General features: G+C 69.3%; 15 protein-coding genes. 10 read left to right on the top strand and 5 right to left on the bottom strand.

Annotated features, from left to right (window positions below; all coding sequences use genetic code 11):
* Window positions 1–4 precede the first annotated feature (4 nt).
* The 3 genes from acuI to ACWFRF_RS04035 are packed head-to-tail and all read right to left on the bottom strand — an operon-like array spanning window position 5 to window position 3,403.
* The gene (gene acuI, locus ACWFRF_RS04045) at window positions 5–1,009 is read right to left on the bottom strand and encodes an acrylyl-CoA reductase (NADPH) (protein ID WP_452448849.1); all 1,005 of its coding nucleotides are present in this window, start codon (window positions 1,007–1,009) and stop codon (window positions 5–7) included.
* Between the two features lie 56 nt (window positions 1,010–1,065).
* Window positions 1,066–1,854 (bottom strand): SDR family NAD(P)-dependent oxidoreductase, encoded by a 789-nt coding sequence (locus ACWFRF_RS04040; protein WP_452448848.1) that lies wholly within the window; start codon window positions 1,852–1,854, stop codon window positions 1,066–1,068.
* A 10-nt stretch (window positions 1,855–1,864) separates the two neighbouring features.
* Window positions 1,865–3,403, bottom strand: a complete 1,539-nt coding sequence (locus ACWFRF_RS04035; RefSeq protein WP_452448847.1) for an AMP-binding protein — start codon at window positions 3,401–3,403, stop codon at window positions 1,865–1,867.
* 168 nt (window positions 3,404–3,571) lie between these two features.
* Here ACWFRF_RS04035 and ACWFRF_RS04030 point away from each other — a divergent pair, with 168 nt between their 5' ends.
* The 4 genes from ACWFRF_RS04030 to ACWFRF_RS04015 are packed head-to-tail and all read left to right on the top strand — an operon-like array spanning window position 3,572 to window position 7,681.
* Complete coding sequence (locus ACWFRF_RS04030) at window positions 3,572–4,759, top strand: CaiB/BaiF CoA transferase family protein (RefSeq protein ID WP_452448846.1); 1,188 nt, start codon at window positions 3,572–3,574, stop codon at window positions 4,757–4,759.
* On the top strand, window positions 4,756–5,646 hold the full coding sequence (locus tag ACWFRF_RS04025; RefSeq protein WP_452448845.1) for an HpcH/HpaI aldolase/citrate lyase family protein: 891 nt from the start codon (window positions 4,756–4,758) through the stop codon (window positions 5,644–5,646). The genes ACWFRF_RS04030 and ACWFRF_RS04025 overlap by 4 nt, the downstream gene beginning before the upstream one ends.
* The gene (locus ACWFRF_RS04020) at window positions 5,643–6,914 is read left to right on the top strand and encodes an acetyl-CoA hydrolase/transferase family protein (protein ID WP_452448844.1); all 1,272 of its coding nucleotides are present in this window, start codon (window positions 5,643–5,645) and stop codon (window positions 6,912–6,914) included. Before ACWFRF_RS04025 ends, ACWFRF_RS04020 begins: the two co-directional genes overlap by 4 nt.
* On the top strand, window positions 6,914–7,681 hold the full coding sequence (locus ACWFRF_RS04015; protein WP_449961862.1) for an enoyl-CoA hydratase/isomerase family protein: 768 nt from the start codon (window positions 6,914–6,916) through the stop codon (window positions 7,679–7,681). Before ACWFRF_RS04020 ends, ACWFRF_RS04015 begins: the two co-directional genes overlap by 1 nt.
* Before the next feature lie 166 nt (window positions 7,682–7,847).
* Here the strand turns inward: ACWFRF_RS04015 and ACWFRF_RS04010 are convergent, their stop codons facing one another.
* Window positions 7,848–8,612, bottom strand: coding sequence for an SDR family NAD(P)-dependent oxidoreductase (locus ACWFRF_RS04010; protein WP_378990217.1), 765 nt, complete (start codon window positions 8,610–8,612; stop codon window positions 7,848–7,850).
* A gap of 53 nt (window positions 8,613–8,665) precedes the next feature.
* Here ACWFRF_RS04010 and ACWFRF_RS04005 point away from each other — a divergent pair, with 53 nt between their 5' ends.
* Window positions 8,666–10,102: a class I adenylate-forming enzyme family protein gene (locus tag ACWFRF_RS04005; protein WP_452448843.1), complete on the top strand. Its 1,437-nt coding sequence runs from the start codon at window positions 8,666–8,668 to the stop codon at window positions 10,100–10,102.
* Window positions 10,095–11,240: a thiolase family protein gene (locus ACWFRF_RS04000; RefSeq protein ID WP_452448842.1), complete on the top strand. Its 1,146-nt coding sequence runs from the start codon at window positions 10,095–10,097 to the stop codon at window positions 11,238–11,240. The genes ACWFRF_RS04005 and ACWFRF_RS04000 overlap by 8 nt, the downstream gene beginning before the upstream one ends.
* Window positions 11,241–11,276: 36 nt before the next feature.
* Here ACWFRF_RS04000 and ACWFRF_RS03995 read toward each other — a convergent pair whose 3' ends face one another.
* Window positions 11,277–11,930 (bottom strand): TetR/AcrR family transcriptional regulator, encoded by a 654-nt coding sequence (locus tag ACWFRF_RS03995; protein ID WP_174551036.1) that lies wholly within the window; start codon window positions 11,928–11,930, stop codon window positions 11,277–11,279.
* A gap of 175 nt (window positions 11,931–12,105) precedes the next feature.
* On the opposite strand from ACWFRF_RS03995, the gene ACWFRF_RS03990 reads away from it, so the two are divergent.
* Genes ACWFRF_RS03990 through ACWFRF_RS03975 form a run of 4 tightly spaced genes read left to right on the top strand, consistent with a single transcriptional unit; the run spans window position 12,106 to window position 15,589 of the window.
* Window positions 12,106–13,104 carry an acyl-CoA dehydrogenase family protein gene (locus ACWFRF_RS03990; protein ID WP_452448841.1) on the top strand — a complete coding sequence of 333 codons (999 nt, stop codon included), beginning with the start codon at window positions 12,106–12,108 and terminating at the stop codon, window positions 13,102–13,104.
* Entirely contained in the window at window positions 13,088–14,266 is a 1,179-nt protein-coding gene (locus ACWFRF_RS03985; RefSeq protein ID WP_452448840.1) for an acyl-CoA dehydrogenase family protein, read from the top strand. The genes ACWFRF_RS03990 and ACWFRF_RS03985 overlap by 17 nt, the downstream gene beginning before the upstream one ends.
* Window positions 14,267–14,276: 10 nt before the next feature.
* Entirely contained in the window at window positions 14,277–15,059 is a 783-nt protein-coding gene (locus ACWFRF_RS03980; protein WP_067444910.1) for an enoyl-CoA hydratase, read from the top strand.
* Between the two features lie 29 nt (window positions 15,060–15,088).
* Window positions 15,089–15,589 carry a hypothetical protein gene (locus tag ACWFRF_RS03975; protein WP_067444912.1) on the top strand — a complete coding sequence of 167 codons (501 nt, stop codon included), beginning with the start codon at window positions 15,089–15,091 and terminating at the stop codon, window positions 15,587–15,589.
* The last annotated feature ends 36 nt before the right edge of the window (window positions 15,590–15,625 follow it).

Genomic DNA, 15,625 nt, shown 5'->3' with positions numbered 1-15,625 from the left:
TGAATTATCGATTGACGTCGACGACGATGCGACCGCGCACCGTGCCCGCGATGAGCCGTTCGGCGGCGGCGATGGTGTCGGCCAGCGTGATCTCCTCGACGATCGCCTCGATGGTGTCGGCGGCGAGGTCGCGGGCGAGCCGGGTCCAGGCGGCGTCGCGTCGCGATCGTGGCGCCATGACGCTGTCGATGCCGTAGAGGGTCACCCCGCGCAGAATGAACGGCGCGACCGAGGACGGGAAATCCATGCCCTGGGCCAACCCGCACGCGGCGACCGCGCCGCCGTAGCGGGTCTGGGCGCAGGCATTGGCCAGGGTGTGACTGCCGACCGAGTCGACGACGCCCGCCCAGCGTTCCTTCTGCAACGGCTTGCCGCCCGCACCCAGTTCGGCGCGGTCGAGCACCGTGGCCGCACCGAGGTTGTGCAGGTAGTCGGCCTCGTCGGTCTTTCCGGTCGCGGCGGCCACGGTGAAGTCGGCCGCGGTGAGTAGGGCGATCGCGATGCCGCCGACTCCGCCGGTCGCGCCGGTGACCAGGACCTCGCCCTGCTCGGGCCGCACGCCGTGGTCGAGCAGCGCGCTCACGCACAGGCTCGCGGTGTAGCCCGCGGTGCCGATGGCCATCGCCTGCCGGGCGGTGAATGCCTCGGGTAGCGGCACGAGCCAGTCGCCGTCGAGCCGGGCGCGCTGGGCGAGGCCACCCCAGTGGGTCTCCCCGACACCCCAGCCGTTGAGTACCACGCGGTCGCCCTTGGCCCAGTCCGGGTGCGCGCTGTCGGTGACGATGCCGGCGAGGTCGATGCCGGGCACCATCGGAAAGCTGCGCACCACGGGGGAGGCGCCGGTGATCGCCAGGGCGTCCTTGTAATTCAGCGTCGAGTACTCGACGTCGATGTCGACGGTGCCGTCCGGGAGTGCAGACTCGGCCACGCTGGTCAGCGCGACTCTTCGTCCCGCATCGTCTTTTTCGATCAATACCGCGGAGAACTTCGCCGTCGTCGTGTCGTCCATGGCGAGCACATTACGTCAATCCTATTAAGGATAGCAATGCTTGACTGTTCAATGGATCAGCGGGTGGTCCAGCCGCCGTCGACCACGATCGTCTGGCCGGTGACGTAGCTGCCCGCGTCGCCCGCCAGCCAGAGCACGGCCCCGACGATGTCCTGCGCGGTGCCCTCCTTCGGCAGTGGCGTATTGCGCCGCAGATACTCCGTGGCGCGCTCGCTCTCGTAGAGCGACCCGGTGATCTCGCTGCGAAAGAAGCCCGGCGCGACCGTGTTCACCCGGATCGAATGCCGCGCCCACTGCACCGCGAGTTCGGCGGTGAGCCCGGACAACCCGGCCTTGCTCGCGGCGTAGGACGCCTGCGGGATGCCGGGGATGCCGACCCGCCCACTGATCGAGGAGATGTTCACGATCGCGCCGCGACCGAGCCCGCGCATATGCGGAAACACCTGCTGCGACAGCCGCAACGGCGCGACGAGGTTGAGGTCCATCGTGCGGCGGACGGCGTCGAGGGGTTCGTCCTCGGCGCGCTCGGTGGTGAACATCGTGCCCGCGGCGTTGATCAGGATCTCCGGTGGACCCAGTGCGTCGGCGACCGCGGGCACGATCGCTTCGAGGCCCTCGCCGCTGCCGTCGAGATCGGACAGATCGCACGCTATGGCGAGGCCGTCGATCCGCGCGGCGAGTTCGGCCAATCGATCCCGGCGCCGGGCCACCACCGCCACCCGGGCGCCGAGGTCGGCCAGGGCCGTCGCCACCGCGGCGCCGAGACCCGACGACGCGCCGGTCACGATCGCCACCCGTCCGTCGAGGTCGAAAAGCCGTGCGGTCGTGTCGCGCTCGGGTGTCATGGCGATTTCCTCAGGCTTCGGTGGAGTGTGGTCGCCGGGCGGCGAGCGCGGGCAGTTTCGTGCGTTCGACCTTGCCCATCGCATTGATCGGAAGGGCATCGACCACCGACCAGATCTCGGGCACCTTGTACGGCGAGAGCTCCCGGCGGCACAGCGCGGTGAGTTCGGCGATGTCGATCGGGGCGCCGGCGCGCTCGAGCACGGCGGCGACGCGATGGCCGAGCCGGTCGTCGGCGATGCCGCAGACCGCGACCTTGGCGACACCGGGGTGGGCGGCGATGACGCGTTCCACCTCGAGCGGATAGACGTTCGCGCCACCACGGATGATGACGAGCTTCTTGCGGTCGAGCACGGTCAGCCAGCCGTCCGCGTCGACGGTCCCGATGTCACCGGTCGGGATCGGGCCGGAGGCCGGTGCTCGAATGCCCTCGGGTTCCCAGTAACCCAGCATCGGTCGCCACCGGTGCGCCCACGGTCCGGTGGTGGCGCCGTCGAGGCGCAATTCACCGAGCTCACCTGCGGGGAGCGGATGGCCGTCGTCGTCGTAGGCCGCGACCGTGTACTGCGGCAGTACCTGCCCGCAGGTTCCGGGGCGTGGGGCCGCGCGCGGCGGGTCGATGGAGACGACGGTCGGCGCTTCGGTCAGGCCGTAGGTGACGCGGGGCACGAGCCCGTGCGTCGCGTGGAACGCCTGTCGCAGCGATTCCGGGGTGTCGCCGCCGCCGCTCCACGCCTCGGTGAGCGAGCTGAGATCGAGGTCGGGGCGGCGGGCGAGGTCGTAGAGCTGCGCGGGCGCGCCGTTCCACACGGTGACCCGTCGCGTGGCGATCCATTCGGCGACACCGTCGACGTCGCGCCGGTTCATCACCACCGCGCATCCGCCCGCCTGGGCGGTGAGCAGGGTGGACAGGACCATGAGGTTGAGAATGGTGAGCGGAAAGCTGTCGCCCTTGCGCAGTTCGGGGCCCCAGCCGCGCGTGGCGACGAGCGCCGCGCCGGGCAGGAGCAGGTTGCGCTGGCTGTGCACTACGGCTTTGGGCTGTCCCGACGTGCCGCTGGTGAAGGCGATGGCGGCGGGCGCGTCGACGTCGGCCTCGACCCGCGGCGCGACCGACCCTGCGGCGATCAGGTCCGCCCATCGATCGGAATCGACGCACGTGGACGCGGTCAATCGGCAGTGCTCCCCGGCGAGCACGACCATCGGAGCGCAGAGCTCGTCGAGGTAGCGCTGCTCACTCGCCGTGAGCGCCTCGCCGATCCCCGCCCAGATCGCGCCGATCCGTTGCGCGCCGTGAAACGCGGCGACGATGTCGAGGTCGTTGGGCAGGCACGCGGCGACCCGGTCGCCGGGCCGCACGCCCAGTGACCACAGTGCCCCCGCCGCCCGGTCGGCCCGTTCGTCGAGTTCGGCATAGGTCCAGACGCCCGACACCGCCTCCACCGCGGCGGCGTCCGGGCGCTCGCGCAGGGCGGTGTCGAATACCCCGGCGACGGTCGCGTGCCGAGGTGGGTGCGAGCCCGATGGGTCGCTGTTGTCGATGTCGTCCACGACTTCTTCCCCTCACTATCCTTGTAATGATTAATACTATAGGCTCGGTCCCGCTGTCCCGGAGCACGCGCGAGCTCCTGGATGTGGCTTCCGCCGATGCCGAATCCGCCCGGCCGCCAACATCTCTCGGCTGCCGGATCCCTGTGACGGAGGAGAGGTCGAGCCGTGATGGCACCTCGAACAACGACGCGCTCGGGACCACTGTCCGAGCTGCGTGTCCTGGATCTGACCGCGATGGTCATGGGCCCCTACTGCACCCAGATCATGGCCGACATGGGCGCGGACGTGATCAAGATCGAGCCGCCCGCCGGGGACAACACCCGCTACATCTCGGTCGGCCCCGACCCGGCGATGGGAGGGGTGTTCGTCAATGTGAACCGGGGCAAACGCAGCGTGGTCCTGGATCTGCGATCGGAGCCGGACAAGCAGGCGCTGCGCGCGCTGATCGCCGACGCCGACGTGTTCGTCCACTCGATGCGCGCCACCGCGATCGCCGGACTCGGCTTCGACTACGCCGCGGTGTCGGCGATCAATCCGTCGATCGTCTACACCAACTGCTACGGGTACGGCAGGCGTGGGCCCTACGCGAACTTCACTGCCTACGACGACACCATCCAGGCCGAGAGCGGCCTGCTTTCCGCGCAGGAGCAGTTGACCGGAACGGCGGGCTACGTCGGCACCATCCTGGCCGACAAGGTGGCCGGGCTGACAGCGCTCTACGCCACCACCATGGCGCTGTTCCATCGGGAGCGGACAGGGGAGGGGCAGGAGGTCGAGGTCGCCATGTTCGAGACCATGGCCGCGTTCATGCTGGTCGAACACGCCAACGGCGCGCTGTTCAGCCCACCGCTCGGTCCCGCCGTGTACCCCCGCGCCGTCACGCCCAACCGCAAGCCCTACCGGACCAGCGACGGCGGCTATGTCAGCGCGCTGGTCTACAACGACAAACAGTGGTCGGCGTTCATCGACGCGGTCCAACCACCTTGGGCCGGACCGGAATTCGCCACTCTCGCCCAGCGCGCGGCCCGGATCGACACCGTCTACGGCTTGCTGAGCGAGACGTTCGCCGAGCGCACGACCCAGCAATGGCTCGACCTGCTGCGCGCGCTCGATATCCCGGCCGCCCCGGTGCGCACCCTCGACGAACTCTTCGACGATCCGCACCTGAACACGGCGGGTTTCTTCGAGACCGTCCAGACCGAGCACGGCGCGATCCGCTTTCCCGGTCCACCGACCTGGTTCTCCCGCACACCCGGTCGGGTCGCCGGTGGCGCGCCCGGACTCGGTGCCCACACCACGGAAGTACTCGACGAGATAACGACCCATCACACCACCGCAGCATCGGAGCAGCAATGACCAGTCTCGGAGAAGCCTTTCGCGCGCGTTCCTGGCTCTTCGCGCCAGGCGACAGCAGGCGCAAGATGGAGAAGGCGGCGGCCAGCGCGGCCGACATCGTCATCTTCGATCTGGAGGACGCCGTCCTCGACGCGGCGAAAGCGCAGTCCCGCACGATGATCGCCGATCTGCTCACCACGCGGCCCGCGGACGCGAGCCGGCTGTGGGTACGGGTCAACCCGCTCGACGGACCACACACCCTGGCCGATCTGGCGGCCGTCGTCGCGGCTCGGCCCGGCGGCATCATGCTGCCCAAGTCGCGCGGTCGCGCCGATGTCGAACGTCTCGACCACTATCTGAGCGCGCTGGAGGTAGCCGCCGGGATCGAACAGGGCTCCACCAAGGTCATCGTGTTGGTGACCGAGACCGCCGAAGCCATGTTCACCACCGGCTCCTACCGCGGCGCGCCCCGGGTGGTCGCGATGACCTGGGGCGCCGAGGACCTCGCCGATTCGGTGGGCGCCGCCGAGAACCGAAATCCGGACGGGAGTTACGGATTCACCTACGAGCTGGCGCGCAGCCTGTGTCTGCTCGGCGCCACCGCCGCCGGGGTGGCGGCGGTGGAGACCATCCAGGGCGACTTCCGCGACCTGGCCCGGCTGCGCGCCAGAGCCGAGCGGGTGCGTCGCGACGGCTACAGCGGCATGCTCGCCATCCATCCCGACCAGGTCGAGGTCATCAACGCGGCGTTCACCCCGACGCTCGCGGAATTGGCCGCGGCCCAGGAGATCGTCGACCTGTTCGCCGCCCATCCCGGCGTCGGCGCGCTCGGTCATCGCGGCGCCATGCTCGATCGTCCGCACCTGGCCCGCGCGCAGGCGCTGCTGGCGTCGGGTGGCCGCGCGTGAGCGTCTCGGTCGCGGCGACAGAGCTGGATCTGGGTCGCTACCTGCGCCACGGCGACCGCATCGTCATCGGTCAGGCGTGCGGCGAGCCGACCACCCTGGTCGAGGCGTTGATCGCGAATGGTCGCGAGATCGGCGGGCTCAGCGCGTTCATCGCCACCAGCTTCTCCGGACTGTTCACCCCCGAGACGGCCGACAGTTTCGCGCTGTCGAGCATGGGCGCGATCGGCACGCTGCGGTCGATGACCAAGGCGCACAAGCTGACCGTGATCCCGTGCCACGTGAGCCGGGTCGCGCCGATGATCGCGGCGGGCACGCTCGGCTGCGACGTCGCCTTCGTCCAGGTGAGCCCCGCCGACGCGCACGGCAACCACAGCCTCGGGCTGATCAGCGACTACGTCCGGGCCGCTGTCACGAAGGCGCGCGTCGTGATCGCCGAGGTGAACGAGCGGGTGCCCTACACCCACGGCGCGCTGCTCGCGAGCGCCGACATCGACTGTGCTGTCACGGTTTCGCGGCCACCGGTCGCCGTCGCGCCGACCGCCGCCGACCCGACCGACGACGCCATCGCCCGACACGCCGCGCAGTACATCGGCGACGGCGCCGTGCTGCAGGTCGGCGTCGGCGCGGTGCCGGACGCGGTCCTGCGGCTGCTGGGCGATCGCACCGATCTCGGTGTGCACTCCGGGATGATCGGCGACGGCGTCGTCGATCTCATCGAGTCCGGCGCGATCACCAACGCGCGCAAAGGGATCGATCGAGGGGTGTCGATCACCGGGGCGCTGATCGGCACCGAACGGCTCTACTCCTTCGCCCATCGCAACACGCTGATCGGCATGCGCGCCACCTCCTACACCCACGACGCGGGCGTGCTGTCGACCCTGGACAATCTGGTGTCGCTCAATTCCGCGCTCGAGGTCGATCTGACCGGCCAGGTGAACGCCGAACAGAGCGGTTCGGCCTATCTCGGCGGGACCGGCGGTCAAGTCGACTTCGTTCGTGGCGGCCTGCGCTCACCGGGCGGGCACGCCGTGATCGCGTTGCCCGCCACCGCGAAAGGCGGCACCCTCAGCCGGATCACCGCAAGTCTGTCCGGGCCGGTGACGACCGCGCGCAGCGACGTGGATGTGATCGTCACCGAGTTCGGCGCCGCCGAACTCGCGGGCGCATCGGTCGCCGAGCGCACGCGCCGACTGATCGCCATCGCCCATCCCGACTTCCGGGCCGAGCTCGACCGAGCCGCCCACCTGATCCAGCAGCGAGGTTTCTGATGAACGACGCCGTGCTCTTCGACGCCAGGGCCGACGGCATCGCCGTGATCACCCTGAACCGGCCGGAAACCCGCAACTGTCTGGCCGCCGATGTGCGCGCGGGTCTGTACGCCGCGTGGGACCGGTTCGAGCACGATCCCGCGCTGCGCGTGGCCGTGCTCACGGGCGCGGGTGACAAGGCGTTCTGCGCGGGCGGCGACCTCAAGGAGATGGTGGACACCGGGATGCGGGTGCCCCCGCCCGAGATGTTCCCGCTGCCCTACGACACCATCGAGCTGTCTAAGCCCACGATCGCCGCGGTCAACGGCGCCGCGTTCGCCGGCGGGTGGATGATCGCGCAGGCCTGCGACCTGTGTGTGGCGAGCACGGCGGCGACGTTCGCGATCACCGAGGTGAAGGTGGGGCGCAGCTCGCCGTGGGCCGCGCCGCTGATTCATATGATCCCCCAGCGGATCATGATGGAACTGCTGCTCACCGGCGCGCCGATCACCGCGCGCCGGGCCTACGAGGTGGGCCTGGTCAATCGCCTCGCCGAGCCGGGCGCGGTCCTGACGGCGGCGCTGGAGCTGGCTGCCGAGATCCTGCGCGGCGCACCGCTGTCGGTGCGGGCGGCGCGGGATACGGTGATGCTCGCCACCGAGATGGGCCGTTCCGACGCGCTGGGGGCCGCCAGAGCGGCCGCCGTCGAGTGCTACGACAGTGCCGACGCGCAGGAGGGTCCGCGCGCGTTCGCGGAGAAGCGAACCCCGATCTGGCTGGGCCGCTGAGACATTCGGCTGCCGCCACGACCGATTCGGTGGGTGCACCGGGAACTTCGGCTCGTGCCCGTGGGCCGAATCCGGGCGAGGGGAATGCGCTTGCCTCGGCCCGGTTCGGATACCCTCGGTGGTCGTCGCATCGACCGTCGCGAGCGTCAATTCGTGCCGACCGTGGTCATTTCGGCGGGAAGCGCAGTGCGCCGTCGAGGCGGATCACCTCGCCGTTGAGGTAGTCGTTCTCGATGATGGACTGCGCCAGCTGCGCGTACTCCGGCGACTGCCCCATCCGCTTCGGGTGGGGAACCTGCGTGCTCCAGTGGGCCTCCAAGCGATCGGCGGCCTTGCCGTAGGCGGGGGTGTTGAACGTACCGGGTGCGATCGTGACGACCCGGATGCCGAGCGGGGACAGGTCGCGGGCCGCGACCAGGGTCATGCCGACCACGCCGCCTTTGGCCGCGGCGTAGGGGAGCTGGCCGATCTGGCCCTCGTAGGCCGCGATCGAGGCGGTGTTGACGATGACGCCGCGACTGCCTTCGTCGAGCGGTTCCTGCTTGGCGATCGCGGCGGCCGAGAGCCGCAGGACATTGAACACAGCGGTCAGGTAGAACTCGATCGTGGTGCGGAAGCCGTCGAGCGCGAGCGGGCTGCCGTCTTTACCGACCAGTCGTCCGCCGCTGGCGGGGCCGCCGTGCGTATCGACCGAAATCCGCAGCGGGCCCAGGGTTTGCGCCTCGTCGATGGCGGCCTGAACGGACTCCTCGCTGGTGGCGTCGGTGTGCACGTAGCGGATACCGAGCTCGGCCGCCAGTTCCTTGCCCTTGTCGTCGGCGACATCGGCGACGACCACCTTCGCCCCCGCGGCGTGCAAGCGGCGGACGGTGGCCTCCCCGAGCCCGCCGGTACCGCCGACCACGATGGCGGAACTACCACTTATATCCATGTTGTTTTCCTCTCTTGAAATTAACACTCTCTTGCTGTGAGAATAATGTTCTCATGAACATTGGCATGATCCTAGACATGGCCGCCTCGGCCGGGAGCCGATCGGTGATTACGGTCGGCGACCGCTCGCTGACCGCGGCAGACCTGCTCGACCGCGCCCGACGTGCGACCCCGCGCTTACAGGAGCACTCCGCGGTGCTGTATCTGGGCGCCAACCACCTGGCCTATCCGATCGCCCTGTTCGGCGCCGTGCTGGCCGGTGTGCCGTTCGTGCCGCTGAACTACCGGCTCGGCGACGCCCAGCTGAGCGCGCTGCTCGAACGCCACCCCGGCGCGCTGGTCCTACGACCGGAGGACCTCGACGCCCTGGTGGCGGTCGACCCCGCCCAGCCCGACGCGCCCGAGGTGGCGACGCCATGGGACGCGGACTCGGTGGCGGTGATCCTCTACACCAGCGGCACCACCTCCGCGCCCAAAGCCGCGCTGCTGCGCCACCGGCACCTGATGGCCTACCTGCTCAACACCGTGGAGTTCGGTGCCGCCGCGACCACCGACGCGACATTGGTGTCGGTGCCGCCGTATCACATCGCGGGGCTGACGAATCTGCTCTCGAATCTCTACGCCGGCCGCCGGGTGGTCTACCTGCCCGCGTTCGACCCCGCCGAGTGGCTGGCGACGGTACGCCGAGAGCGGATCACCCAGGCGATGCTGGTGCCGACCATGCTGGCGCGCATCGTCGCCGCGGTCGACGGACCCGACGCGAGCACCCCGACCTTGGCGACGCTGGCCTACGGCGGCTCGCGCATGCCGCGCCCGGTGCTCGATCGCGCACTGCGGGTGTTCCCCGAGACCGGTTTCGTCAACGCCTACGGCCTCACCGAGACCGCGTCCTCGGTCGCGGTTCTCGGACCGGATGATCACCGGGCCGCCGCCGCCTCCGCCGATGAGCTCGTGCGCGATCGTCTCGGCTCGGTGGGCCGCGCGCTGCCCGGCATCGAGTTCGAGATCCGCAGTGCCGCGGGCGAACCCGTCGCGGACGGCGAGACCGGATCGGTCTTTGTCCGTGGTGATCAGATCTCGGGCGAATACGGCGGCCGCAGCGCCCTCGACGCCGAGGGTTGGTTCCCCACCGGTGATCTCGGCAGGCTCGACGCCGCCGGCTACCTGTTCATCGACGGCCGCGCCGACGACACCATCATCCGAGGCGGGGAGAACATCGCACCGGCCGAGATCGAGGACGTGCTACTCGAATGCCCCGGCATCACCGAGGCCGCGGTGATCGGCGTTCCCGATGCGGAATGGGGTCAGCGCCTGGTCGCGGTGGTCGTCGGGGTCGGTGACGAAGCGCAAGTCAAGCAGTGGGTCAAGGACCGGCTGCGCTCGTCGAAGACGCCCGACGCCGTCGTGTTCCGTACCGAGCTGCCCAAGACCGACACCGGAAAACTATTGCGACGCACCCTTGTCGCCGAAATGGAGGGCACCCATGCCTGAAGCAGTCATCGTCTCCGCGCTGCGTACGCCCATCGGGACCGCGCGCAAGGGGACGCTGCGCGACACCGACGGCTTCACGCTGGCCGATCATGTGGTCGCCGCGGTGGCGGCCGACCTCGATCCGAATCAGATCGACGATGTCATCCTGGGTGAGGGGCGTTACGGCGGCGGCGTGCTGGCCAGGCACGCCGCGGTCACCTCGGGGCTCACCACGGTGCCCGGCCTCGCCACCAACCGGCACTGCGCGGCGGGGATGGCGGCGGTGCAGTCCGCCGCGGCGAGCATCCGCGCGGGCATGGACCGGCTCATCATCGCCGGTGGCGTGAACGCCGACTCCACCGCGCCGCGCCTGCGTTTCCGGGTCGGCGAGGACGAGTGGCTCGACCCGTGGACCTCCCCGACGCATCCCGATCGTCCGGATGCGCCGAATCTGGACATGTCCATCACCGTCGGCTGGAACGCGGCGGTCAAAGCCGGTATCTCGCGTGCGGAGATGGACGCCTGGGCGTTGCGTTCGCATCGCAACGCCATCGCCGCCATCGACGAGGGGCGTTTCGCCGACGAGATCGTGCCGATCAAGACCCCGCACGGCCTGTTCGAGGTCGACGAGCACCCGCGCCGCGACACCACCATCGAGAAGCTGGCCGGGTTGAAGGTGCTGCACCCCGAGATCGAGGGTTTCAGCATCACGGCGGGCAACGCCGCGGGCGCCAACGACGGGGCCGCGGCCCTGGCCATCGCCAGCGATCGGCTCGGTCTGCCCGCGCTCGGTGTCATCCGGTCGTGGGCGTCGGTCGCGGTCGACCCCGCCGTCACCGGCCTCGCGCCCATCGAGGCGATCGCGAAAGCGGTGTCGCGGGCGGGGATCTCGCTGTCGCAGGTGAGTCTGATCGAGATCAACGAAGCGTTCGCGGTGGTGCCGCTGGCCGCGATCAAGGCGCTCGACATCGACCCGGAACTGGTCAATGTCAGTGGCAGCGGGTGCTCGCTGGGGCATCCGGTCGCGGCGACCGGGGCCAGGATGATCGCCACCCTGGTGCACGAATTGCGGCGCCGTGGTGGCGGTTTCGGCATCGCGGCGCTGTGCGCCGGTGGTGGCATGGGCTCGGCGACGGTCATCGAGGTGGCCGCGCCCTGAGGTGATACCGGGTGGCCTCCGCGGCCACCCGGTCGTTCAGGATTCGGCGAACCCGAACGCGCAGAAGTCCCAGACCTCGCCCGCGGTGATCGGGTGTGCGCTGTCCTCGTCGGCGCCGCCCGCCGACTGGGCGGTGAACATGACTGTCTGCATCACGACGGCGGCCATGCGGTGCGGGTTGAGGTCGGCGCGCAGCGCACCCGCCTTCTTGGCCTGTTCCATCAGGTCGGTGAACAGCGACAGCAGGGGCGCGTGCGCGACCTTGACCTGAGCGGGGTGCGAGACCAGTAGCTGCGGCGCGAAATCGGTGAACAGGGGCCGTTGGGCGACCGGGTCGGGCCTGCATAATTCGAACAGCAGCTCCACGGTCACCCGCAGCCGATCCAGCGGCTCGGTCTTGCCCTCGGCAGCCGCCGCCAGCTGATCCGCGGTCCGGCTCAGCGCGTCCTCGAACAGGGCGAGCAACAGCTCATGTTTGCCGTCGAACTGCAGGTAGAAGCTGCGCAGCGACTGGCGGGAGCGGTCGACGACTTCCTGCACGGTGAAGTCGGTGGTGCCCTTCTCGGTGATGATCGCCTGCGCCGCGTCGAGGAATTTTTGCACCCGCTGCTCGGCGCGCAGTTTCGCCCCGCGGATGGACCGCTCGACGGCCCGCTGTTTCCACGCGGGCTCTTCGCTGACGCTGGTCACGGTTGCCTCCATCCTCGGTCAGGTGTGCAGAACATGCATGCACTGTACCGGAGAACGTCATATCCAAGGGCTACCAGGCCCGCGTGTCCGCGATCTTGGAGACTATTACTTTCTTCTGACGAGAATGTTATTCTCCGTATCGATACTGACGGTTGCTGGCAAGGAGGCCCTCCGGATGCTCGTGGAGTTCGACTCCGATCAACGGCTGTGGCAGGAAACTGTGCGCGCCGTCCTCACCAAGGAATGTCCGCCCACGCTGATTCGCGCGGTCGCCGACCAGAACGCCGATCCGGACCCGCTGTGGCAGACCTACGTCGAGCTGGGCTGGACCGAATTGGTCGACGCGGGCGACGCGGTGGAACTGGCCATCGTGCTCGAGGAGCTGGGCCGGGCGACCGATCCCACGCCGTACCTGGCGACGATGAGCCAGTTCGCTCCGCTCGCACCGGAGTTCGCGCAGGGTGGGCGCTCGGGAACGGCCGTGTTCACCGGCGTCACGGTGCGGCGCGACGGTGCGGACTGGGTGCTCGACGGCACCGCGCACCATGTCCTCGACGGTGATCGCGCGCAGCACTACGCGGTCGTCACCGATGCCGGGGTGTTCGTCGTCGAGGCGGCCGAGGTGATCGCCCGGCGCACAGCGGTTTTCGACCCGGTCCTGCACCTCGCCGAGGTGAGCTTCGTCGGGGTGCGCGTGCGCGACGACCGGCGCGTCGCCTCGGTGCCCGAACGCGCGCGCTACCTCGCGCTGACCGGGCTGGCGTTGACCACGGTCGGTGCGTGTCAGCGGATTCTGGACCTGGTGCTCGAGCACGTGCGCACGCGTCAGCAGTTCGGCGTCGCGCTCGGTTCCTTCCAGGCGGTCAAACACAAGGCCGCCGACATGCAGATCGCGATCGAACGGGCCAGGGCGCTGGCCTATTTCGCGGCGCTGACGATCGCCACCGATGATCCACGCCGCCGGATCGCCGCCTCGATGGCGAAGGCCGCGTCCGGCGAGTGCCAGTCCCTGGTGTTCCGCCACGGCGTGCAGTTGTTCGGCGGCATGGGTTTCACCTGGGAAAACGACCTGCAATTCGCGCTGAAGCGGGCCAAGGCCGGCGAGCTGCTGCTCGGCGGCGCGCACACGCATCGGGCGCTGATCGCCGAGGAGTACCGTGCAACTGACTTTTGACGCCGACGTCGAGGCCTTCCGGGCCGAATTCGTGGCGTTCCTGGACGAGAACCTGCCCGACGCGGCGGTCGCCGGCGCGGACCGGGCGGCGTCGAGCGCCGACATTCCCGGCTGGGCTCGCGAATGGCAACGCCTCCAGTTCGACAGCGGCTGGCTGCTTCCCGGCAACGCCCCGGAATACGGCGGCCGCAACGCGACGCTCGTGCAGCAGTACGTGCACCTCGAGGAGCTGTCCAAGCGGCACATGTATCACAGCTTCAACCCCCAGGGGCTCGGCATCATCGCCGCCTCGCTGCTGTCGTTCGGTACCGAGGAACAGAAGCAGAACTGGGCGGTGCGGATCCTGCGCGCCGAGATCACCGCGGCGCTGGGCATGAGCGAACCGGGCGCCGGGTCCGATCTGGCCGGACTGCGGACCCGCGCGGTGCTCGACGGTGACCACTTCGTCGTCAACGGCCAGAAGGTCTGGACCTCCGGGGCCCACGACGCCGACGTGCTGCTGACCTTCGTCCGCACCGACCCCGACGTCCCCAAGCACAAGGGGATCAGCGTGCTGCTGATCCCGACCGACACCCCGGGCGTGACCCGACGCCCGTTCGCGTCGATCTGCGGTCCGCACGATCTCGACTTCAACGAGGTGTTCTTCGAGGACGTCGTGGTGCCGGCGCAGAACCTGGTCGGTCCGCTGCACGGCGGGTGGAGCGTGGCCAACGGTTCCCTCGGGCACGAGCGCACGCTGCTGTGGCTGAGTTTCGCCGACCGCCTGCGGGAACTGATCGAGGACTTCCGCCCCGAGACCGTGCTCGAGCGTGATGCCTACGCGACCATGGTCATGGACAACCAGGCCTTGCGCCTGCTCGGCTCGGCGGCGTTGGCCCGCGCGGCCCGCGGCGATCAGGATGTGGCCGCGCTGTCGGTGCTCAAGGTCTTCGGTTCGGAGGCGGTGCAGAGCGCCGCGGAGCAGACGCTGCTCGCGGCGGGCGCGGACGGGCTGGTGCACCCGGCCGTCACCGCGCCGTTCAATCCGCTGAATCTGGACAACTTCTCGTGCAGTTGGTTCGAGCGCTACGCGCGCAGCTTCGCGGGGACCATCGCGGGCGGCACGTCCGAAATCCAACGCAACATCATCGCCGAGCGTGTGCTCGGTCTCCCTCGGAGCTGAGGAGCTCGCTGTGTACATCCGCTACGAGGTCGCCGACAAGATCGCGACCATCACCCTGGATCGGCCCGAGGCGGCCAACGCCCAGAACTCGGACCTGCTCGACGAACTCGACGGCGCGTGGACCCGCGCGGCCCAGGACCCCGAGGTCGCGGTGATCGTGTTGCGCGGCGAGGGCAAGCACTTCTCGGCCGGTCACGACCTGAAGGATCGCTGGCCGTCGCCGCAGGACATCACCCTCGAATGGATCTACCAGAACGAGAGCCGCCGCTACCTCGAGTACTCGCTGCGCTGGCGCAATGTGCCCAAGCCGTCCATCGCCGCGGTTCAGGGGCGGTGCATCGCCGGGGGACTGCTGCTGTGCTGGCCGTGCGATCTGATCGTGGCCGCCGATGACGCGCTGTTCTCCGATCCGGTGGTGCTGATGGGCATCGGCGGCGTCGAATACCACGGGCACACCTGGGAACTCGGCGCGCGCAAGGCCAAGGAGATCCTGTTCACCGGTCGCGCGGTGACCGCGACCGAGGCCGAGCAGGTCGGCATGGTGAACAAGGTGGTGCCGCGCGCGGAGCTCGACGAGCAGACCCGTGCGCTGGCCACCCGGATCGCCGCCATGCCGTCGTTCGGTTTGCGGCAGGCCAAACGCGCGGTCAACCAGACACTCGACGTCCAGGGCTTCTACGCCGCCATTCAGTCCGTCTTCGACGTGCACTCGACCGGTCACGGGAACGCGTTGAGCGTGAACGGCTTTCCGATCCTGATGGCGCTGGACGAGATGAAACAGAAGATCGAGTGATTCGTCGCTCATGAAGAGAGGTACCACCAATGCGAAATACACTGCGCCGCAAGGCCATGGCCTGTTGTGGTCTCGTGGCGATCGCCCTCGTCACGGTCACCGGCTGCGGCTCCGACGACGAGGCTTCGAGTAGTTCGTCGACCACGTCGGCGGCCACCTCCTCGGCCAAGGCCGCGGCGGCCGACCCGGCGGCGGTCAAGTCCATCACCGATGCCTATGTGCTGTTCTTCGACGGCAAGGCGGGGGCCGACAAGAAGGTCGCGGTGGTCGAGAAGGGCGCCGAGTTCACCCCGTTGCTGCAGGCGCAAGCGGCCAACCCGCAGGCCCAGAGCACCTCGGTCACCGTGGGTGGGGTGAAGCTGATCGACGCGGACAACGCCGACGTCACCTATTCGCTGCTCATGAACGGCACGCCGGTACTGCCCGACCAGACCGGTCAGGCAGTGCGTCAGGGCGGCCAGTGGAAGGTGGCCGCAGCCACCTACTGCGCGCTGATGGCAATTCAGGGCGGCACCTCGCCCGCCTGTTGAGGTAGTCGAAACAGTGTGGCGCCCAGCGGTTTCCGC

It is taken from the genome of Nocardia sp. NPDC055165, from assembly GCF_053606985.1.
The sequence above is the reverse complement of the archived record's forward strand: the minus strand, read 5'-3'. Positions and strand labels throughout refer to the sequence as shown.